Genomic DNA, 20,763 nt, shown 5'->3' with positions numbered 1-20,763 from the left:
CATGTCGAAATTTTTTATCGACCGTCCCATTTTCGCCTGGGTAATTGCCCTGGTGATCATGCTGGTCGGGGCACTGTCGATCCTGAAGTTGCCCATCAACCAGTACCCGGCCATCGCGCCAACCGCTATTGATATCCAGGTGACCTACCCGGGCGCGTCTGCACAAACCGTGCAGGACACCGTGGTGCAGGTCATCGAACAACAGCTCAACGGTATCGACAACCTGCGTTATGTCGCCTCGGACAGTAACTCCGACGGCAGCATGACCATCACCGCGACGTTCAACCAGGGTACCAACCCGGACATCGCCCAGGTTCAGGTACAGAACAAGCTCAACCTGGCGACCCCGCTGCTGCCACAAGAAGTACAGCAGCAGGGTATCCGCGTTACCAAGTCGGTGAAGAACTTCCTGATGGTGATCGGTCTGGTGTCGGAAGACGGCAGCATGACCAAGGATGACCTTTCCAACTACATCGTTTCCAACATCCAGGACCCGATTTCCCGGACCGCCGGTGTGGGCGACTTCCAGGTGTTCGGTTCCCAGTACGCCATGCGTATCTGGCTCGACCCGGCCAAGCTGAACAACTACCAGCTGACGCCAGTGGATGTCAGCAACGCCATCCAGGCGCAGAACGTCCAGGTGGCCACCGGCCAACTCGGCGGCCTGCCTGCCCTGCCCGGCACTCAGTTGAACGCCACCATCATCGGCAAGACGCGTCTGCAAACCACTGAAGCGTTCGGCAATATCCTGATGAAGGTCAATACCGACGGTTCCCAGGTTCGCCTGGGTGACGTTTCGCGTATCGAACTGGGCGGCCAGAACTACAGCATCAGCGCACAGTTCAACGGCAAGCCGGCTTCCGGTATGGCGATCAAGCTGGCAGCCGGTGCCAACGCACTGGACACCGCCAAGGCGATTCGCGAAACGGTTGCGTCCCTCGAACCGTTCTTCCCGCCTGGCATGAAGGCTGTGGTGCCGTATGACACCACGCCGGTTGTGACCGAATCGATCTCCGGTGTGGTTCACACCCTGATCGAAGCGATCGTGCTGGTGTTCCTGGTGATGTTCCTGTTCCTGCAGAACTTCCGCGCCACCATCATCACCACCATGACCGTACCGGTGGTATTGCTGGGTACCTTCGGGATCCTCGCTGCGTTCGGCTTCACCATCAACACCCTGACCATGTTCGGCATGATCCTGGCCATCGGCTTGCTGGTGGACGATGCCATCGTTGTGGTGGAGAACGTCGAGCGGGTAATGGCCGAGGAGCACTTGTCGCCCAAGGAGGCGACGGTCAAGTCCATGGGCCAGATCCAGGGGGCCCTGGTGGGTATCGCCCTGGTGCTGTCGGCGGTATTGCTGCCAATGGCGTTCTTCGGTGGTTCCACCGGTGTGATCTACCGCCAGTTCTCCATCACTATCGTTTCGGCGATGGCGCTGTCGGTACTGGTTGCCCTGGTCTTCACCCCGGCCTTGTGCGCCACCATGCTCAAGCCGATTGACCCGGAAAAACACGGCCAACCCAAGCGCGGCTTCTTCGGCTGGTTCAACCGTACCTTCGACCGTGGCGTACTGAGCTACGAGCGCGGCGTCGGTAACATGATCAAGCACAAGTTCCCGGCGTTCGTGGTCTATGCCCTGATCCTTGCCGGCATGATCTGGATGTTCACCCGCATTCCAAGCGCGTTCCTCCCAGAGGAAGACCAGGGCGTGATCTTTGCCCAGGTACAAACGCCGGTGGGTTCTTCGGCTGAACGTACGCAGAAAGTCATCGACGATATGCGCGCCTACCTGTTGAACGACAAGGAAGGCGAGCCAGGCGAAGGCAAGGCTGTCAAATCGGTGTTTACCGTGAACGGCTTCAACTTCGCCGGTCGTGGCCAGAGCTCGGGCCTCGCGTTCGTGATGCTCAAGCCGTGGGACGAGCGTGACTCGAGCCAGTCGGTATTTGAGGTTGCCAAGCGTGCCCAGGGTTACTTCTTCGGGGCCTTCAAGGACGCCATGGTATTTGCCGTGGTGCCACCTTCGGTACTCGAACTGGGTAACGCCACCGGTTTCGACGTGTTCCTGCAAGACCAGGGCGGCGTCGGCCACCAGAAGCTGATGGATGCGCGTAACCAGTTCCTGGGTGCCGCGGCACAAAGCAAGATCCTGGCGGGCGTGCGCCCCAACGGCGTGAACGATGAGCCGCAGTACGAGCTGACCGTTGACGACGAGAAGGCCAGTGCCCAGGGCATCAGCCTGGCAGACATCCAGCAGACCCTGGCAATCGCCTTGGGTGGCAGCTACATCAACGACTTCATCGACCGTGGTCGTGTGAAGAAGGTGTATGTACAGGGTGACGCCGCCAGCCGGATGTCTCCGGAAGACCTGAGCAAATGGTACGTGCGCAGCACGTCCGGGAAGATGGTGCCGCTGTCGGCCATCTCTTCGGGCAAGTGGATCTTCGGTTCGCCGAAACTCTCGCGCTATAACGGTGTAGCGGCGATGGAAATCCTCGGTACCCCGGCACCTGGCTACAGTACCGGTGATGCGATGGCGGAAGTCGAACGCATTGCCAAGGACCTGCCGGCTGGCGTTGGTTACTCCTGGACCGGCCTGTCGTACGAAGAACGTCTGTCCGGCTCCCAGGCACCTGCGCTGTACGCCCTGTCGCTGCTGGTGGTGTTCCTCTGCCTCGCGGCACTGTACGAAAGCTGGTCGATCCCGATTGCGGTGATTCTGGTTGTACCGCTGGGTGTGATCGGTGCGTTGATCGCCACCAGCCTGCGGGGACTGTCCAACGACGTGTTCTTCCAGGTGGGCCTGTTGGTGACGGTGGGCCTGGCAGCGAAAAACGCCATCCTGATCGTGGAGTTCGCCAAGGAGCTCCACGAACAGGGCAAAGGCATCGTCGAGTCGGCCATCGAGGCATCCCGCATGCGTCTGCGACCGATCATCATGACGTCCATGGCGTTCATGCTCGGCGTACTGCCCCTGGCAATTTCCACCGGTGCCGGCTCAGGTAGCCAGCACGCCATCGGTACGGGCGTAATTGGCGGTATGATCACCGCCACGGTCCTCGCGATCTTCTGGGTACCCCTGTTCTTCGCAACCGTGTCCTCCGCTGGCGAGCGTAAAAAGACTGAACCCAAGCAAACTCCTAAAGAGGCTGGCCAATGAGCAAGTCGCTACTTTCCTTAGCTGTCACGGCATTCGTGCTCAGTGGCTGCTCGCTGATCCCGGACTACCAGCGCCCTGAAGCGCCGGTAGCCGCGCAGTTCCCGCAGGGGCCGGCGTATTCGTCGGCCCAGGCGCCGGGCCAGGCGGCTGCCGAGCAGGGCTGGAAGCAGTTTTTCCATGACCCTGCCCTGCAACAGCTGATCCAGACCGCCCTGGTGAACAACCGCGACCTGCGTGTCGCGGCCCTGAACATCGATGCGTATGCCGCGCAGTACCAGATCCAGCGCGCCGACCTGTTCCCGGCGGTTTCGGCCACGGGCAGCGGCAGCCGTACGCGCACCCCGGCCAAGCTGTCGCAGACCGGCGAAGCGGGCATCACCAGCCAATACTCGGCGGGCCTCGGGATCAGTTCTTATGAGCTGGACCTGTTCGGCCGCGTACGCAGCCTGAGCGAACAAGCGCTGCAACAATACTTCGCGACCGAAGAAGCGCGTCGCACCACCCAGATCAGCCTGGTGGCCAGCGTGGCCAACGCCTACCTGACCTGGCAGGCCGACAAGGAGCTGCTCAAGCTCACCCAGGACACCCTGGGCGCGTACGAGCAGAGCTTCAAACTGACCTCGCGCAGCAATGAAGTCGGCGTGGCTTCGGCCCTGGACCTGAGCCAGGCCCGTACCTCGGTGGAAAACGCCCGGGTTGCACTGGCGCGTTATACCCGCCAGGTGGCCCAGGACGAAAACAACCTGACCCTGCTGCTGGGTACCGGCCTGCCAGCGAACATCGTCAGCCGGCCATTGGCTGATGACCTGTTGAGCGAAGTACCGGCCGGCCTGCCATCGGACCTGCTGCAACGTCGTCCCGACATCCTGCAGGCCGAGTACAACCTCAAGGCGGCCAACGCCAACATCGGAGCGGCACGCGCTGCGTTCTTCCCGAGCATCACCCTGACCGCCAGCGCCGGCACCGCGAGCCCGACCCTGGGCGGCCTGTTCAAGGGCGGTTCGGGTACCTGGTCGTTTGCACCGCAGATCAACATCCCGATCTTCAACGCCGGCAGCCTGCGCGCCAGCCTGGATTACTCGAAAATCCAGAAAGAGATCAACGTCGCCAACTACGAGAAAGCCATCCAGACCGGCTTCCAGGAAGTCTCCGACGGCCTCGCTGCCCGTGAGACCTACAAGCAGCAACTGGACGCCCAACGTGGCTTCGTCGCGGCCAACCAGGATTACTACCGCCTGGCCGAGCGTCGCTACCGTATTGGTGTCGACAGCAACCTGACGTTCCTCGACGCCCAGCGCCAACTGTTCAGTGCCCAGCAATCGCTGATCACCGACCGCCTGGCGCAGCTCAACAGCGAGGTCAACCTGTACAAGGCCCTCGGTGGTGGCTGGAACGAACAGACCGCGAAGAACGAACCGTTGAAAGAAGAAGCACCGCCCTTGAAGTTGTTCTGATAGTGGCGCAGTAAACAAAAACCGCTTCCCGCCCAGGAAGCGGTTTTTTTACGCCCATGACTTTACGTTCGATCATCGCCCACAACCCGCTCTCCCCCACTTTCATCGCCCCCGCACCGCCCCGCACCATGGCCGCCACCTGCATAACCCCAATAACAACAGGTCTGACACCATGAGCACTTTCAACCCGCGCCGGCTTTTGCTGGCAACCGCTGTCGCCAGCATTGCCCTCCCTGTTGTCGCTGAAGAACACGGCTTCCTGGAAGACGCCAGCGCCAACCTCAACCTGCGTAATTTCTTCTTCAACCGCAACTACACCAATCCCACCAAGACCCAGGGCGGCGCACAGGAGTGGACGCAAAGTTTCATCCTCGACGCCAAATCCGGCTTTACCCAGGGCACCGTCGGTTTCGGCGTGGATGTACTGGGCCTGTACTCATTGAAGCTCGATGGCGGACGCGGCACGGGTGGCACCCAGCTGTTGCCGCTGGACCACGATGGCCGTCCGGCGGATGAATTCGGGCGTCTGGGCGTGGCGTTCAAGGCACGGGTTTCAAAGACAGAAGTGAAAGTCGGCGAATGGATGCCGGTGCTGCCGATCCTGCGTTCGGACGATGGCCGCTCGCTCCCGCAAACCCTGCGCGGCGGGCAAATCACCTCCAAGGAAATCGACGGCCTGACCCTGTACGGCGGCCAGTTCCGCGCCAACAGCCCACGGGACGACAGCAGCATGACCGACATGTCCATGTTCGGGAAAACCGCGTTCACCTCCGACCGCTTCAACTTCCAGGGCGGCGAATATGCCTTCAACGACAAACGCACCCAGATCGGTGTGTGGAACGCCCAACTCAAGGACATCTACAGCCAGCAATACCTCAACCTGATCCACAGCCAACCGGTGGGCGACTGGACCCTGGGCGCCAACCTCGGGTTCTTCTATGGCAAGGACGACGGCAGCGCCCGCGCCGGTGACCTCGACAACAAGACCTGGTCCGGACTGTTCTCGGCCCGATACGGCGGCAACACGTTCTACGTCGGCCTGCAAAAACTCACCGGCAACAGCGCCTGGATGCGCGTCAACGGCACCAGCGGCGGCACCCTGGCCAACGACAGCTACAACGCCAGCTACGACAACGCCCAGGAAAAATCCTGGCAGGTACGCCATGACTACAACTTCGCGGCCTTGGGTATTCCAGGCCTCACGCTGATGAACCGCTACATCAGCGGCAGCAACGTACACAGCGGCACGGTGACCGATGGCAAGGAATGGGGACGGGAAAGTGAAGTGGCCTACGTGGTGCAGAGCGGAGCGCTGAAGAATCTCAATGTGCGCTGGCGTAACTCCAGCATGCGCCGGGACTACAACAACAACGAGTTTGATGAAAACCGGTTGATCGTCAGTTACCCGATAAGCCTGCTGTAAAGCCTCGACAGTCTTGTTGTATGGTGCGCGCGTGTCATGGATGACCCGCCCCAGCAGCCAATGTCATTCGAGTCCGCCATGAAACACTTCGCCACCGTATCGGCCGCACTAGCCCTGGCCCTGAGCCTCAGCGGTTGCATCGGCCCGCCTCTGGCGCTGACACCGCAAACCGAACAACGCCTGAAAACCGAGGCGCCAATCCGCTTTTTGCTGACCTTCGATGACGGCCCCAGCGCCTCGGGCTTCATGAACCCCAGCCGTTCGGTGATGGCGGACCTGGCGAACAACCCGATACAGCCGGGGATCAAGGCGGTGTTCTTCCTGCAGACCGAGGCGCCCCGCTCCGGCGGCAACCCGCGGGGCTACAAGACCATGGAGCGCGAATACGCGGCCGGCCATATCCTGGGCTTCCACACCGCGACCCCGTGGCACAGCAACCATCGCTTGCAGAATCCGGCTGAACTGGAGCACTACCTCAGCCTGGGTTCATCGACCCTCACCTCCATCACCGGCCAACCGCCCACACTGGTACGCCCGCCGTTCTGGAACTACGACAAGCGCACCTTCGCCGCCTATCAGCAACACGGCATGCATGTGTTGCTGACCGACCTGAGTGCAAACGATGGGGTGATCTGGGTGTTCAACGGCAGCCCGCGTCGACGGGAAAACCTGATACGCCAACTCTCGGTGGTGCGTGAGCGCATCGCCAAAGGCGAATTACCGACGGTGGACGGCGTGATCCCGGTGGTGGTGACCTTCCACGATATCAACCGCTACACCGCCTGGCACTTGAAGGAATACCTGCAAATCCTGCTGGACAGCGCCCATATCAATGGCGTGCCCCTCGCCACACAGCCTTTCTACACCGACCGGGCAACCTTGCAGCGAGCCGCCATGGCCCGCACGGTAAAAAGCGCCGACGAAGTGGTGCACCTGCCAGGTGTGTGGAATTGGGTGTGGGACGCTGACTCGCACTAGGCGCGCGACTCTACCCCCAACTCATCCCACACCGACTCGGCCAAGTGAAACGTCGCATTCGCCGCCGGAATCCCGCAATAGATCGCGCTCTGCATCAGCACTTCCTTGATCTCGGCGCGGGTCACACCGTTGCTCGCGGCGGCGCGCAGGTGCAGCTTCAGCTCTTCGCTGCGGTTCATGCCGATGAGCATGGCGATGGTGATCAGGCTGCGGGTATGCCGCGGCAGCCCCGGGCGGGTCCAGATATCACCCCAGGCGTGGCGGGTGATCATTTCCTGGAACTCGCTGTTGAACTCGGTCAGGGCGTTGAGGCTGCGGTCGACGTGGGCGTCGCCCAGCACTTCGCGGCGCACTTGCAGGCCTTCGGCATAACGTTGTTTCTCGTCCACAAAACGCTCCTCATGCAACGGTGACAACAGGCACATACCTGTGGCGAGGGAGCTTGCTCCCGTTGGGTCGCGCAGCGACCCCAGTGAGGCCGCTGCAGGGTTTTACAAATAGTTGGGTTGCGGCTGCTCAGGGGCTGCTACGCAGCCCAACGGGAGCAAGCTCCCTCGCCACAGGGTTCAGCGATACTCAGCGCGATAGCAGAAATTCCAGCACACGGTCGCTGAACGCCGCACCGGCTTGCACGTTGGACAAGTGCGCGGCATAGAACTCGGCATACTCGGCGCCCTGCACATGCGCCTGGATAAAGTGCCCACCCGCCGGCGGCGTCACCGCATCTTCGCTGCCTGCGATCACCAGGGTCGGCACCTTGATCGACGCCAGTTGCTCGCGGAAATCCGCGTCGCGCACGGCCGCGCAGTTTGCGGCATAACCCTGGGGATCAGTCGCCGCCAGCATATCGGTGATCAGCTTGGCCTGGTCAGGATGAGCCTCGGCGAAGTCTGCGGTGAACCAGCGGGCAATTGACGCATCACGCAGGGCAACCATCGCGGCCGCACCGTCGCGCAGGACCATCTCGATGCGTGGGTTCCAGATCTCGGGCGTGCCGATCTTCGCGGCGGTGTTGCACACCACCAGCCGGCGCAAACGCTCACCCGCGTTGATCCCCAGCCACTGGCCGATCAGGCCGCCCATGGACAACCCGCAGAAATGCGCGCGCTCGATCTGCAACGCATCCAGCAGCGCCAACACGTCACGGCCCAACTGCTCGATGCTGTAGGGGCCTTCGGTGACCAGCGACTTGCCATGGCCGCGGGTGTCGAAACGCAGCACCCGGAAGTACTGGGTGAACGCCTCGATCTGGATGTCCCACATATGCAGGTCGGTGCCCAGGGAGTTGGACAGCACCAGTACCGGTGCATCTTCGGGGCCATCGAGTTGGTAGTTCAGTTCGCCATCGGCGAGTTGTACAAATCCCACAGCAGCCTCCTCAGGCAGTCAAAGCAAAATGTTCGGCCACGGCCCGGGTGACCCAGGTGTGCGCCTGGCCCAGGTAGTGCGCCGGGTCCAGCAGACGATCGAGTTCGGCCGCCGAAAGCTCGGCAGTCACTTGCGGTTCATCCCCCAGCACCGCCCGCAGGTGGCGCCCGTCGGCGACGGCGCGTTTGCAGCATTGTTCCAGCAGATGGTGCGCGGTTTCGCGGCCCAGGCGCTGGGCGAGGACGATGCTGACCGCTTCGGCCAGTACCAGGCCCTGGGTCAGATCAAGGTTTTGGACCATGCGCCGGGGGTCGACTTCCAGGCCTTCGCTGACCAGCAGCGCCTGATGCAATGCACCGGATACCAGCCGGCAAATCTCCGGCAGGGTTTCCCATTCGGCGTGCCACAGGCCCAGGCTGCGTTCGTGTTCCTGGGGCATCGCGCTGAACATCGTTGCCACCAGGCCGGGCACTCGCGTGGCAGCGCTGATCAGCACGGCAGCGCCCACCGGGTTGCGCTTGTGGGGCATGGTCGAAGAGCCGCCCTTGCCGGGGGCCGACGGCTCAAACACTTCCGCCGCTTCGGTCTGCATCAGCAGGCTGATGTCGCGACCCAGCTTGCCGAGGCTGCCGGCGATCAAACCGAGCACCGAGGCAAACTCCACCAGGCGGTCGCGCTGGGTATGCCAGGGTTGCTCCGGCAGGCCCAGCTGCAACTCGGCGGCCAGTGCTTGCGCCACCGGCATCGCCTGTTCGCCGAGGGCCGCCAGGGTTCCGGAAGCACCGCCAAATTGCAGCACCAGCAAACGCGGCTTCAGCTCACTGAGACGTTGCCGGTTGCGGGTGACTGCGCCGAGCCAACCGGCGATCTTCATGCCCAGCGTGACCGGCGTTGCATGCTGCAGCCAGGTCCGGCCCGCCAAAGGAGTTGTCCCGTAACGCTGGGCCTGGGCGGCAAGAATGTCCCCTAACCGCGCCAGATCATGTTCGATCAGCTCGACCGCACTGCGCAGTTGCAGCACCAGGCCGGTGTCCATCACATCCTGGCTGGTAGCGCCCAGATGCACATAACGTTCGGCGCCGGCATCTTCGCTGGCGATCAACTTGCCGAGGGCCTTGACCAACGGAATCGCAGAGTTGCCTGCGGTGGCGATGGCGTCGCCGAGGGCATCTACGTCGTAGAGAGAAGCCAGGCACGCCTGGGCAATGGGCGCGACGGCCGCTTGCGGGATCAACCCGACCTGAGCCTCGGCCCGGGCCAGCGCCGCTTCGAAATCCAGCATGCCCTGCAAACGCCCCTGGTCGCAGAACACTTCAGCCATGCCGTTGGCGGTGAAGTAGGCGTCGAACAGTTGGTTGCTCGTGCGCATCGTCATAACACATCCCTAGGTGGCGCATACCCGGCAACGGGCACGCGCCAGCCGGTTACAGATCGTGGTGCAAATACGCCGCCTCTTTGGGCAGGCGCAAGCTGAACAGGAACGCCACCGCCATCATCGCCGTGACGTACCAGTAGAAGGTGTTCTCCATGCCCATGGACTTGAGCCCCAAGGCCACATATTCCGCCGAACCGCCGAAGATCGCGTTCGCCACCGCATACGCCAGGCCCACGCCCAGTGCGCGTACTTGTGGCGGGAACATTTCGGCTTTCACCAGGCCGCTGATGGAGGTGTAGAAGCTCACGATGGCCAGGGCCAGGGTGATCAGCACAAAAGCCAGGAACGGGCTGCTGACGGTTTTCAGGGTCAACAGGATGGGTACAGTGCACAGCGTGCCCAGGGCGCCGAACCACAGCATCGAGTTACGGCGGCCAATCTTGTCCGCCAGCATGCCGAACACCGGCTGCATGCACATGTAGAAGAACAGCGCGCCGGTCATGATGTAGCTGGCGGTCTTGGCGTGCATCCCGGCGGTGTTCACCAGGTACTTCTGCATGTAGGTGGTGAACGTGTAGAAAATCAGCGAGCCGCCGGCGGTGTAGCCGAGCACGGTGATAAACGCCGCCTTGTGATCGCGGAACAGCGCGGCAATGCTACCGGCGTCCTTGTCTTCACGCATTTCCTTGCTGGTGGTTTCTTTCAGGGTGCGACGCAGCAACAGCGAGATCACCGCCGCAATGGCGCCGATCACAAACGGAATGCGCCAGCCCCAGGCCCGCAGTTCTTCTTCGGTGAGAATCTGTTGCAGGATCACCACCACCAACACTGCCAGCAGTTGCCCGCCGATCAGGGTCACGTACTGGAACGAGGCGAAGAACCCGCGCTGGCCCTTGAGGGCGACTTCACTCATGTAGGTGGCGGTGGTGCCGTATTCGCCGCCGACCGACAGGCCCTGGAACAACCGGGCGACCAACAGCAGGGCCGGGGCCCAGGCGCCGATGTCTTTGTAGGTGGGCAAAAAGGCGATGACCAGGGAACCGGCGCACATCATCAGCACCGAGATCATCATGGAATTCTTGCGACCGTGTTTATCCGCCACCCGGCCGAACAGCCAGCCGCCGATGGGGCGCATCAGGAAGCCGGCGGCGAACACGCCGGCGGTGTTCAGCAGTTGCACGGTGGGGTCGTCCGACGGGAAAAACGCCGGGGCGAAATAGATGGCGCAGAAGGCATAGACGTAGAAGTCGAACCATTCGACGAGGTTGCCGGAAGAGGCACCGACAATCGCAAAAATCCTTTTGCTGCGTTCTTCTCCGGTGTAGTGGCTGGTTTTTGTTGTCATGTTTTTTCACTCAGTGGGAACGGTTATAGCCTAGACATACTTTGCAACAACCATGTTCCGCAAGCAGACTTTTGGATATTTGTTGCCTGGGCCGGCCTCATCACGGGCAAGCCCGGCTCCCACATTTGGAATGCATTCCCCTGTGGGAGCTGGCTTGCCTGCTATAGATCCGCAGCCCACTCAATAATCGAAGAACACCGTCTCTTCGTCTGTGCCCTGCAAAATCACATTCCACTGATACACACCCGCAGCATCCGCCTTGGCGATCAACGTGCGGCGGCGCTCCCGCGGCACACACGCCAGCAGCGCGTCATCCCCATTCGCCGCTTCACCGTCAAAGTAAATCCGCGTCAGCAGGTGCTTCACCAGCCCACGGGCAAACACCAGCACCACCAGGTGCGGCGCCTGGGTCGTGCCCTTCAACCCCGGCACACTGCCCGGCTTGATGGTGGTAAAGCGAAAACGCCCTTCAGCGTCCACCGGCACCCGGCCGAAGCCTTCGAAGTTCGGGTCCACCGGTTTGTCCTGCTCATCCTCGGGATGGTCGTACTTGCCGGCCGCATTGGCCTGCCAGACTTCCAGCATGGCGTCGTTGACCACATCGCCATTGCCATCCACCACCTGCCCGGTGATCGCCACGCGCTCGCCGAGGGTGGCCGCAACGGTCAGGTCTTCGCGGTTCAGCCAGGTCAGGCCAATGTGGTAATACGGCCCGACGGTGTGGGAAGTAGTCGCGTTGAGGCTCATCTCATTTCTCCATCGGCGTGGCGTCGCGGCCGCGCAGGACGATGTCCCAGCGGTAGCCGAGGGCATAGTGCGGAATGGTTTTTTCCAGATCGAACGAGGCGATCAGGCGCTCCTTGGCGGACGTGTCCGGGACGCAGTTGTAGATCGGGTCATAGGCCAGCAGCGGGTCACCGGGGAAATACATCTGCGTCACCAACCGCGTCAGCACACTCGGGCCGAACAGCGAGAAGTGGATGTGCGCCGGGCGCCACGCGTTGTGGTGGTTGCCCCACGGGTAGGCGCCGGGCTTGATGGTCTGGAACTGGTACCAGCCGTCGGCGTCGGTGACGGTACGCCCGGTGCCGGTGAAATTCGGGTCCAGCGGTGCGTCGTGCTGGTCGCGCTTGTGGTTGTAGCGGCCGGCAGCGTTGGCCTGCCAGATTTCCACGAGGATGCCGGGAACGGGCAGGCCGTTTTCATCCAGCACGCGCCCGTGAATGATGATGCGTTCGCCCTGGGGCTCGCCTTCGTGCTGGGCGGTCAGGTCGTTGTCCTTCTCGTTGACGCGCTCGGCGCCGATGGTCGGGCCGGTGATTTCCGACAAGGAATGGGGCAGGAACACCAACGGCTTGGACGGCGAACGCAGGTTCGTCGACTGGTAGGCCGGGTGCAGGTAATCAGGCTGAGTACCCGCTTGCGGGCGCCGGTATCCGGGCTTGTCACTCATGGAGCAATCCTCTTTATTCTTGTGGGTCTCAAACGCGTTCGATCGCCAGGGCCAGGCCTTGGCCCACACCGACGCACATGGTCGCCAGGCCTTTGCTGCCACCGGTTTTTTCCAGCTGATGCAGCGCGGTCAGTACCAGGCGCGCACCGCTCATGCCCAGCGGATGGCCAAGGGCAATCGCGCCGCCGTTCGGGTTGACCTGCGGTGCGTCGTCGGCAATCCCCAGTTCACGCAGCACGGCCAGGCCCTGGCTGGCGAAGGCTTCGTTGAGTTCGATCACATCGAAATCAGTTACCGCCAGGCCCAGGCGCTCCACCAGTTTGCGCACCGCCGGCACCGGGCCGATGCCCATCACACGCGGCGCCACACCGGCGCTGGCCATGCCCAGCACCCGGGCGCGGGCGGTCAGGCCGTGTTTTTTGACGGCTTCAGCAGAGGCCAGAATCAGCGCGGCGGCACCATCGTTCACACCAGAGGCGTTGCCTGCGGTGACGGTCTTGTCCGGGCCGTTGACCGGCTTGAGTTTGGCCAGGGCTTCCAGGGTGGTATCGGCCCGCGGATGCTCGTCGTGCTCGACCACGGTTTCGCCTTTTTTGTGGGCGACACGCACCGGTACGATTTCTTCGGCGAAGAAACCGGCGGCCTGTGCAGCGGCCGTACGTTGCTGGCTGCGCAGGGCGAAGGCGTCCTGGTCGGCGCGGGAGACTTTATAGTCGTCGGCCACGTTGTCAGCGGTTTGCGGCATCGGGTCGACGCCGTACTGGGCCTTCATCAACGGATTGATAAAGCGCCAGCCGATGGTGGTGTCTTCCAGCTTCATGTTGCGCGAGAACGCCGCATCGGCCTTGCCCATCACGAACGGCGCGCGGGACATCGACTCGACGCCACCGGCAATCGCCAGTTCCATCTCGCCGCTGGCGATGGCGCGGAAGGCCGTGCCGATCGCGTCCATGCCCGAAGCGCACAGGCGGTTCAGGGTAACGCCGGGAATGCTCTCCGGCAGGCCGGCCAGCAATGCCGCCATGCGCGCCACGTTGCGGTTGTCTTCGCCGGCCTGGTTGGCGCAGCCGAGGAACACTTCGTCCACAGCGCTCCACTCCACCGACGGGTTGCGCTCCATCAGCGCCTTGATCGGCAGTGCCGCCAGGTCATCGGCGCGCACGGTGGACAAGCCACCGCCAAAACGGCCGATGGGGGTACGAATGGCGTCACAGATAAATACGTCGCGCATCAGGCTTCTCCGGGGGCTTGGCCGTGGGCGGCAGCGGTGCGTGCCTCAAGGTCGCGCAGGGCAGTCAGTTCAATCTCGGTGGGTTCGGCGCTGGTAGTCACCTGGTCGGCAAAACGAATCGCCCAACCGGTGGCGGCCACTACTTGCTCACGGGTCACGCCGGGGTGCAGGGCGGTGACGACAAATTCGTGGCTGCCCTCCTCCGGCTCCATGATGCACAGGTCGGTAATAATCCCTACAGGACCGGCGCCTGGCAGACCCAGGCGTTTGCGCGAGTCACCGCCTTCGCCGTGACCGACCGAAGTGATGAAGTCCAGCTTGTCGACAAACGAACGAGCCGACTGCTTGAGGATGATCAGCACGCTCTTCGCGGAGCCGGCGATCTCCGGCGCGCCACCGGCACCTGGCAGGCGCACTTTGGGCTGGTGGTAGTCACCGACCACGGTGGTGTTGATATTGCCGAAACGGTCGACCTGGGCCGCGCCGAGGAAGCCGACGTCAATGCGCCCGCCCTGCAGCCAGTAGCGAAAAATCTCACCGGTCGGCACCACGGTGTCAGCGGTTTCAGCCAGCTCGCCGTCACCGATGGACAGCGGCAGCACCGAAGGCTTGGCGCCAATCGGGCCGGACTCGTAGATCAGCACCACATCCGGCGACGACGTCAGGCGCGCCAGGTTGGCAGCCTTGGAGGGAAGGCCGATGCCGACGAAGCACACCGAACCGTTCTTCAGGCGGCGCGCGGCGGCGACGGTCATCATTTCGTTGGTCGAGTAAGCCATTATTTGGCCTCCTGCGCGGTGGCCAGCTTGGCCTGGAATTCACTGAAATTGGCGGTGCCGTGGATGTATTCGTTGATCCACGCAGTAAACGTCTCACGGTCCCGGGAGATGGGGTCCCAGGCCTGGTAGAAACGGTTGTCACGTTCGGTGTAACCGTGGGCGTAGGACGGATGCGCGCCACCCGGCACATGGCACACGGCAGTCAGGGCCCAGGTCGGCAGCACGCAGGCGTTCATCGGCGCGTTGAGGTCGTCGACGATTTCTTCAACGGTAACGATGCAGCGCTTGGCCGCCAGGGCCGCTTCCTTCTGCACCCCGAGGATGCCCCACAGCAGCACGTTGCCCTTGCGGTCAGCCTTTTGCGCGTGGATCACGGTGATGTCCGGGCGCACCGACGGCACGGCCGCCAGTACTTCACCGGTGAAGGGGCAGGTCACGGTCTTGATCAGCGGGTTGACCTTGGGCAGGTCGGAGCCGGCGTAGGCGCGCAACACCGCGAATGGCAGGCCGGAGGCACCGGCGACGTAGGCATTGGCCAGGTCGGCGTGGCTGTGCTCTTCGATCTCCAGCGGTTGCGGCCATTGCTTTTCAACGGCGTCCCGCAGGCGATGCAGTGAACCCACGCCCGGGTTGCCGCCCCAGGAGAAAATCAGCTTGCGTGCACAGCCGGCGCCGATCAACTGGTCGTAGATCAGGTCAGGCGTCATGCGCACCAGCGTCAGGTCTTTCTTGCCCTGACGAATGATTTCATGACCTGCCGCCGTAGGGATCAGGTGAGTAAAGCCTTCGAGTGCAACGGTGTCGCCGTCATTCACGAACTGCTTTACCGCATCAGCCAGCGAAAGGATTTCAGCCATGGGGTGGGCTCCCGGTATCGATCGAAAAAGGCGCTGGAGGCAGCGCCGAAGTGCTTGAAGATTAAGCCGGGGGTCGGGGCCAAACAATCCGATAATCGACTGAGTGTTCGATTATCGAACGGATTGTTGTCTTGCTATCGGTCCGTTTCAGGTAGCGTCGGCATGGCTGACCATGCCCTTGATCACCACCGCGGTGGTGGCCAATGCCGCCGGGATCACCAGGGCGGTCAGCACCTGTTCGAAGTTCCAGCCCAGGCCCAGCAAGGTCGCGCCCATCCACGCCCCGAGGATCGCGCCAAAGCGGCCGATGCCGAGCATCCACGACACGCCCGTGGCGCGGCCCTGGGTCGGGTAGAAACGTGCGGCCAGCGACGGCATCGCCGACTGCGCACCGTTGACACACATGCCGGCAATCAACACCAGAGTCGCCAGCAGCGTGATATTGCCCAGGCTCTGCCCCACCGCGTAGGCAAACACCCCGGCCAGCAGGTAGAAAGTGCCGATGACCTTGTGGGGATTGAACCGGTCCATCGCCCAGCCCACGCCGACCGCACTCAATACGCCGCCAAACTGGAACAACGCGCCGATAAACGCGGCCTGTTCCATGCTGGCGCCGCTGTCGCGCATCAGGGTCGGCAGCCAACTGGTCAGCAGGTAGACAATCACCAGGCCCATGAAATACGTCAGCCACAACAGCAAGGTGCCGGCGCTGTAGGTGCCGGAGAAGATCACCGCGAACACGTTGCGCGCCTTGACGGTTTTCTGTTCGGGCACGCTGAAGCTCGAGGCCTGGGCGACGATGCCCGGCTCGATAGGCGCCAGGGTCTTGCGCACCTTGTCGGTGCCGCGATTGCGCACCACCAGGTAACGCGCCGACTCCGGCAGCCAGAACAGCAGCACCACCGCGAGGATCAGCGGCAACAGGCCGCCGATCATCAGCAGGCTGTGCCAGCCATACGCCGGGATCAGCTTGGCCGAGATAAACCCGCCACCGGCCATGCCCAGGTTGAAGCCGCAGAACATGCTGGTCACCAGCAGGGACTTATGGCGTTCCGGGGTGTATTCGGAGAGCAGTGTCGTGGCGTTCGGCATGCCGGCGCCCAGGCCGAGACCGGTGAGGAAGCGCAGGATCAGCAGTTGATCGACGTTGCTGCTGTAGGCCGAGGCCAGGCTGAAGGCCCCAAACACCAGCACCGCCCCCACCAGCACCACCTTGCGCCCGAAGCGGTCGGCGAGTGGGCCGGAGCCCAGGGCGCCGAAGACCATGCCGATCAACGCGGCACTCATTACCGGGCCGAGGCTGGCGCGGTCGATGCCCCAGTCCTGGGACAGCGCCGGTGCGATGAAGCCCATGGCGGCAGTGTCGAGGCCGTCGAGGAAGACGATGAGAAAACACAGGATCACCACTCGCCACTGATACCGCGACAGCGGCTGGGCGTTGATGAAGGACTGAACGTCCAGACAAGTACCGACAGCAGGTGAAGGCTGATTCATTATTTTTATTTCCACACCGATGGGCGGGCGAACGACCTTGAGTCGTCATTATTATTGGGGCGGCGCCTTGAAGCGCTGCCGCACATTAATAAGCCTTGGGAAACACCGTCAATTCATCCAGCCGGGATCTGTGCGGTCACCGAACAGCTTACGCAAACAGCTGCGCACTCAGCTCCTGGCTGGCACTGAGCATGCTCGGCAGGAAACGCTGCTCCAGCTCGCTGCGGCTGACCCGCCCGGCATGGGTGCTGACGTTCAGTGCCGCCAGGACCTGGCCCGAAGCGTCGTACACCGGCACGGCGATGGAACGCAGCCCTTGCTCCAGTTCCTGGTCGACAATGCACCAGCCTTGTTGCCGCACTTCCTGCAGGCATTCGAGCAAGGCTTGCGGGGTGGTGAGGGTGCGGCTGGTCTTGGTTTGCAGGTCGGCGTGGTCGAGGTAGTCCTGCAGCGAGGCGTCATCCAGCGCCGCCAGCAGGATACGGCCCATGGAGGTGCAGTAGGCCGGGAGACGGCCGCCCACGGAAAGGTCGACGGAAATCAGGCGTTGGGTGGTGGCGGAGCGGGCAATGTAGAGGATGTCATCACCTTCCAGGGTTGCCATGTTACACGCCTCGTGGAGCTGCTCGCTCATGCGGTCCAGATACGGCTGCGCCGAAACGGCCAGGGGCGTGGACGACAGGTAAGCGTGGCCGAGGGTCAGCACCTTGGGCAACAGCGAATAGGTACGCCCGTCGGTGGTGGCGTAGCCGAGTTTGATCAGGGTATGCAGGCAACGGCGTACGGCAGCGCGGGGGATTTCCGTGCGGTGGCTGATCTGGGCGATGGTCAGGTGGCGCTTGCGCTCCTGGAATGCCTGCACCACGGCCAGGCCGCGGGCCAGGGAGGTCATGAAATCCGGATCACCGGTAAACGCCTGGATGCGCTTGGCCGGTGACGCAACGATCGGCGGCGCCACTGATGCGAAGGAGTTGCGCAATTGATCGTTCATTTGGGGTCCTTTCTCTTATTTTTAACCGCTGCGGGAGGGTGACCGCTATTACAAGCCGCCGTGCAATGGCTGCACAAGGCAGGGCAACCAACATTGGGCGATTATCGGACGGTCATTCGATTATCGCAATTTGTCACCGCCGACCGGTGCCGGAACCCCTCTACATCCATTTGAGTGCCTTTCAGAATCGACTGATGTACGAGAGAAGTTAAGGTTGATTAACGCCTGTAGAACATTGCACGATTTATGGCGCCAATAGTTCAGCAAATACCCCACACACCTGCGTAACAAAACCCTCACACAAAGTTGACGATTTTTAACTTGTTGGCGATAGTGTTATTCAAGCGCGTGGCTATAATGCATCCTGTGCAGGAGCCAGCCTCGCCTGACCCCGAGGATAGATTTCACCCAGTCGTGCACCGGCTGCGTGCAGGCTCCGCCGCAAGTACCTGACACACATTTCGAATGCCTGCCAACTGCTTGTGGCTGTGACAAGAAAACTGTTGCTACGACAACTGCTCTTCTCCGGTATCGTGGCCGCGTGCAATAAAGAAGTGGTTTTTCCTGTATACCTTTCCACGCTGATCTTCAGATTGACGGTATACCGGGGGCGACTTCCCGGCATCGCGTTTCGCCGGAATCAAACTCAACTCAATTAGGTAACAATGTGACGAAAGACGAACTGCGCGCGGAACTTGAGCGCCAGGAACAACGTTACAAGGATGTTTACGGCGGGGAAGTCACCACCTACGCCGCCCAGCCAGAACCTGAACGCAAGCCATGGCGCAAACGAGCCAGCCTGCTCGACCAGGCCTTTGCCCAGGAAATCCAAAAGATTGAACAGGACCTCAAAGCCGAAGAGCCATAAGCGTTTCGGGTTGAGCTTCCAAAGGTGCCATCTCTCTGCCAGTACCACGCTGGTGGAGGGAAGCCCGTTATGTGGCCTTAGCGAAATTTCATACGATTGTTTCAGTTATTCCCTTCCGGCGCTTTATCCCGCGAATTTGATGGATCCTCCATATAAATCAATCACTTGCCAAAGCCCCGAAAACACCGGGATGCACGCCTCCCCCCCATTTTTTTTCGTTGAAGAATGTTACCGATGAGCAGCTAGTGCATTGATTACCGATGTTTTCTGGCATAATCGCGCCCCCTTACGACCGGGTCAGAAAACCTTCATGATCGATTTATTCAGCGGACTGGATGCTTGGGTTCTAGTGAGCCTGTTGCTCGCCCTGGCCTTTGTCCTCGCCTTCGAGTTCATCAATGGCTTTCATGACACCGCTAACGCGGTTGCCACAGTCATCTATACCAAAGCCATGCCTCCGCATCTGGCCGTGTTCTTCTCCGGGGTGTTCAACTTCCTCGGCGTGTTGCTCGGTGGGGTCGGTGTTGCGTATGCCATCGTGCACCTGCTGCCGGTGGAGTTGCTGATCAATGTGAACACCGGCCACGGTCTGGCCATGGTCTTCTCATTATTGGCAGCGGCGATCACCTGGAACCTCGGCACCTGGTATTTCGGGATCCCGGCGTCCAGTTCCCACACCCTGATCGGTTCGATCCTCGGTGTCGGCCTGGCCAACGCCCTGATCAACGACATTCCCCTGGCTGACGGCGTCAACTGGCAGAAAGCGATCGATATCGGCGCTTCGCTGGTGTTCTCGCCGATGGCTGGTTTCGTGGTTGCCGCCCTGGTGCTGCTGGGCCTGAAATGGTGGCGCCCGCTGTCGAAGATGCACAAGACACCGGACCAGCGCCGCAAGCTCGACGACAAGAAGCACCCGCCGTTCTGGAACCGCCTGGTCCTGGTGATTTCGGCGATGGCCGTGAGCTTCGTGCACGGCTCCAACGACGGGCAGAAAGGTATTGGCCTGATCATGCTGGTACTGATCGGTATCGTGCCGGCGCAGTTCGTACTGGACCTGGGCAGCACCACTTACCAGATCGAGCGCACCCGCGACGCCACGCTGCACTTGAATCAGTTCTACCAGCGCAATCAAGAAACCCTCGGTGAGTTCCTGGCCCTGGGCAAAAGCGTGAAAGACGATTTGCCGGGCAAGTTCCAGTGCAATCCGCAGCAGACTGAACCGACGATCAACGCCCTGCTGGGGACCTTGAAAGGTGTCTCTGACTACCATTCGTTGACCGCCGAGCACCGGATTGAAGTGCGTCGTTATCTGTTGTGCCTGGATGACACCGCGAAGAAGGTGGGCAAGTTGCCAGGCCTGGATGCGCGTGAGAAGTCGGACCTGGACAAGTTGCGCAAGGACCTGACGGCGACCACCGAGTACGCGCCGTTCTGGGTGATCCTGGCGGTGGCACTGGCCTTGGGCCTGGGCACCATGGTGGGCTGGAAGCGTGTGGTGCTGACCATTGGTGAGAAGATCGGCAAGCAGGGCATGACGTATGCCCAGGGTATGTCGGCGCAGATCACCACGGCCAGCATGATTGGCCTGGCCAATATCTTCAGCTTGCCGGTTTCCACGACCCATGTGTTGTCTTCGGGTGTGGCGGGGACCATGGTGGCTAACAAGAGCGGGCTGCAAGGTGGCACCGTCAAGACCATTCTGATGGCTTGGGTGTTGACGCTGCCGGCGACTGTGGGCCTTTCGGCCGGGTTGTTCTGGTTGGCTTCCAAGGCTTTGGGTAGCTGACAGCTCTTGGGCTTGTGAAGAGGGTGCGACCTGTGAGGGTCGTGCCTTTTTTTATGGCTGGGGTTTGGGTGTATATCCGTTATTTAGGTAACGGCGACTATTGGTTCCGCTCTTACAGCGGCTCACTTTTGAAGAGCGCAAAAGTAAGCAAAACGCTCTTGCCCCACCACTCGGCACCTCGCCTAGGCTCGGTGTGCC

Annotated in this window: 17 protein-coding genes; 6 read left to right on the top strand and 11 right to left on the bottom strand. The window is 61.8% G+C overall.

The annotated features are described in order from the left end of the window. Position 1 precedes the first annotated feature (1 nt). The 4 genes from HX821_RS26900 to HX821_RS26885 all read left to right on the top strand — a co-directional run bounded on the left by HX821_RS26900 (position 2) and on the right by HX821_RS26885 (position 7,018). Positions 2 to 3,163 (top strand): efflux RND transporter permease subunit, encoded by a 3,162-nt coding sequence (locus tag HX821_RS26900; protein ID WP_003219803.1) that lies wholly within the window; start codon positions 2 to 4, stop codon positions 3,161 to 3,163. Further along, a complete protein-coding gene (gene adeC, locus HX821_RS26895; RefSeq protein ID WP_003219806.1) occupies positions 3,160 to 4,617 on the top strand; it encodes an AdeC/AdeK/OprM family multidrug efflux complex outer membrane factor in 1,458 nt (485 codons plus the stop codon). The genes HX821_RS26900 and adeC overlap by 4 nt, the downstream gene beginning before the upstream one ends. A gap of 172 nt (positions 4,618 to 4,789) precedes the next feature. Then, positions 4,790 to 6,040: an OprD family porin gene (locus HX821_RS26890; RefSeq protein ID WP_177036909.1), complete on the top strand. Its 1,251-nt coding sequence runs from the start codon at positions 4,790 to 4,792 to the stop codon at positions 6,038 to 6,040. Positions 6,041 to 6,118: 78 nt separating this feature from the next. Beyond that, on the top strand, positions 6,119 to 7,018 hold the full coding sequence (locus HX821_RS26885; protein WP_166742188.1) for a polysaccharide deacetylase family protein: 900 nt from the start codon (positions 6,119 to 6,121) through the stop codon (positions 7,016 to 7,018). On the opposite strand, the gene pcaC is transcribed toward HX821_RS26885, so the two are convergent. From pcaC to pcaR, 11 genes are all read right to left on the bottom strand, one after another. Continuing rightward, positions 7,015 to 7,407: a 4-carboxymuconolactone decarboxylase gene (gene pcaC / locus HX821_RS26880; protein WP_003219813.1), complete on the bottom strand. Its 393-nt coding sequence runs from the start codon at positions 7,405 to 7,407 to the stop codon at positions 7,015 to 7,017. The genes HX821_RS26885 and pcaC overlap by 4 nt on opposite strands. A 187-nt stretch (positions 7,408 to 7,594) precedes the next feature. Beyond that, positions 7,595 to 8,386 (bottom strand): 3-oxoadipate enol-lactonase, encoded by a 792-nt coding sequence (gene pcaD / locus HX821_RS26875; RefSeq protein ID WP_003219815.1) that lies wholly within the window; start codon positions 8,384 to 8,386, stop codon positions 7,595 to 7,597. A 10-nt stretch (positions 8,387 to 8,396) separates the two neighbouring features. Further along, entirely contained in the window at positions 8,397 to 9,761 is a 1,365-nt protein-coding gene (locus HX821_RS26870) for a 3-carboxy-cis,cis-muconate cycloisomerase (protein WP_008431146.1), read from the bottom strand. A 49-nt stretch (positions 9,762 to 9,810) separates the two neighbouring features. Continuing rightward, a complete protein-coding gene (locus tag HX821_RS26865; RefSeq protein ID WP_003219818.1) occupies positions 9,811 to 11,106 on the bottom strand; it encodes an MFS family transporter in 1,296 nt (431 codons plus the stop codon). A gap of 180 nt (positions 11,107 to 11,286) precedes the next feature. Next, the gene (gene pcaG / locus HX821_RS26860) at positions 11,287 to 11,853 is read right to left on the bottom strand and encodes a protocatechuate 3,4-dioxygenase subunit alpha (protein ID WP_177036907.1); all 567 of its coding nucleotides are present in this window, start codon (positions 11,851 to 11,853) and stop codon (positions 11,287 to 11,289) included. Between the two features lies 1 nt (position 11,854). Beyond that, complete coding sequence (pcaH, locus tag HX821_RS26855) at positions 11,855 to 12,559, bottom strand: protocatechuate 3,4-dioxygenase subunit beta (protein WP_003219824.1); 705 nt, start codon at positions 12,557 to 12,559, stop codon at positions 11,855 to 11,857. A gap of 28 nt (positions 12,560 to 12,587) precedes the next feature. After that, positions 12,588 to 13,793, bottom strand: a complete 1,206-nt coding sequence (gene pcaF, locus HX821_RS26850) for a 3-oxoadipyl-CoA thiolase (protein WP_177036915.1) — start codon at positions 13,791 to 13,793, stop codon at positions 12,588 to 12,590. Beyond that, the gene (locus tag HX821_RS26845; protein ID WP_172834582.1) at positions 13,790 to 14,572 is read right to left on the bottom strand and encodes a CoA-transferase subunit beta; all 783 of its coding nucleotides are present in this window, start codon (positions 14,570 to 14,572) and stop codon (positions 13,790 to 13,792) included. The genes pcaF and HX821_RS26845 overlap by 4 nt, the downstream gene beginning before the upstream one ends. Next, positions 14,569 to 15,426 carry a CoA transferase subunit A gene (locus HX821_RS26840; RefSeq protein ID WP_177036905.1) on the bottom strand — a complete coding sequence of 286 codons (858 nt, stop codon included), beginning with the start codon at positions 15,424 to 15,426 and terminating at the stop codon, positions 14,569 to 14,571. The genes HX821_RS26845 and HX821_RS26840 overlap by 4 nt, the downstream gene beginning before the upstream one ends. 147 nt (positions 15,427 to 15,573) lie before the next feature. Next, the gene (locus tag HX821_RS26835) at positions 15,574 to 16,920 is read right to left on the bottom strand and encodes an MFS transporter (RefSeq protein ID WP_003219832.1); all 1,347 of its coding nucleotides are present in this window, start codon (positions 16,918 to 16,920) and stop codon (positions 15,574 to 15,576) included. Between the two features lie 148 nt (positions 16,921 to 17,068). After that, positions 17,069 to 17,911 (bottom strand): pca regulon transcriptional regulator PcaR, encoded by an 843-nt coding sequence (pcaR, locus tag HX821_RS26830; protein ID WP_003219833.1) that lies wholly within the window; start codon positions 17,909 to 17,911, stop codon positions 17,069 to 17,071. A 667-nt stretch (positions 17,912 to 18,578) separates the two neighbouring features. Between pcaR and HX821_RS26825 the strand changes: the two genes are divergently transcribed. After that, positions 18,579 to 18,779: a hypothetical protein gene (locus HX821_RS26825; RefSeq protein WP_003219834.1), complete on the top strand. Its 201-nt coding sequence runs from the start codon at positions 18,579 to 18,581 to the stop codon at positions 18,777 to 18,779. A gap of 310 nt (positions 18,780 to 19,089) precedes the next feature. Then, positions 19,090 to 20,565 carry an inorganic phosphate transporter gene (locus tag HX821_RS26820; protein WP_003219836.1) on the top strand — a complete coding sequence of 492 codons (1,476 nt, stop codon included), beginning with the start codon at positions 19,090 to 19,092 and terminating at the stop codon, positions 20,563 to 20,565. Positions 20,566 to 20,763: the final 198 nt, after the last annotated feature.

This window comes from Pseudomonas sp. B6001 (assembly GCF_013386015.1).
Classification (GTDB): domain Bacteria; phylum Pseudomonadota; class Gammaproteobacteria; order Pseudomonadales; family Pseudomonadaceae; genus Aquipseudomonas.
This window is presented reverse-complemented; position numbering and strand designations above follow the sequence as displayed.

Bases quoted from the DNA above. Each gene is read 5' to 3' on its own strand.
- pcaG (WP_177036907.1), bottom strand. From the start codon at position 11,853: ATGAGCCTCAACGCGACTACTTCCCACACCGTCGGGCCGTATTACCAC.
- adeC (WP_003219806.1), top strand. From the start codon at position 3,160: ATGAGCAAGTCGCTACTTTCCTTAGCTGTCACGGCATTCGTGCTCAGT.
- HX821_RS26820 (WP_003219836.1), top strand. From the start codon at position 19,090: ATGATCGATTTATTCAGCGGACTGGATGCTTGGGTTCTAGTGAGCCTG.
- pcaH (WP_003219824.1), bottom strand. From the start codon at position 12,559: ATGAGTGACAAGCCCGGATACCGGCGCCCGCAAGCGGGTACTCAGCCT.
- HX821_RS26890 (WP_177036909.1), top strand. From the start codon at position 4,790: ATGAGCACTTTCAACCCGCGCCGGCTTTTGCTGGCAACCGCTGTCGCC.
- HX821_RS26840 (WP_177036905.1), bottom strand. From the start codon at position 15,426: ATGGCTGAAATCCTTTCGCTGGCTGATGCGGTAAAGCAGTTCGTGAAT.
- HX821_RS26835 (WP_003219832.1), bottom strand. From the start codon at position 16,920: ATGAATCAGCCTTCACCTGCTGTCGGTACTTGTCTGGACGTTCAGTCC.
- HX821_RS26900 (WP_003219803.1), top strand. From the start codon at position 2: ATGTCGAAATTTTTTATCGACCGTCCCATTTTCGCCTGGGTAATTGCC.
- pcaR (WP_003219833.1), bottom strand. From the start codon at position 17,911: ATGAACGATCAATTGCGCAACTCCTTCGCATCAGTGGCGCCGCCGATC.
- HX821_RS26870 (WP_008431146.1), bottom strand. From the start codon at position 9,761: ATGACGATGCGCACGAGCAACCAACTGTTCGACGCCTACTTCACCGCC.
- HX821_RS26865 (WP_003219818.1), bottom strand. From the start codon at position 11,106: ATGACAACAAAAACCAGCCACTACACCGGAGAAGAACGCAGCAAAAGG.
- HX821_RS26885 (WP_166742188.1), top strand. From the start codon at position 6,119: ATGAAACACTTCGCCACCGTATCGGCCGCACTAGCCCTGGCCCTGAGC.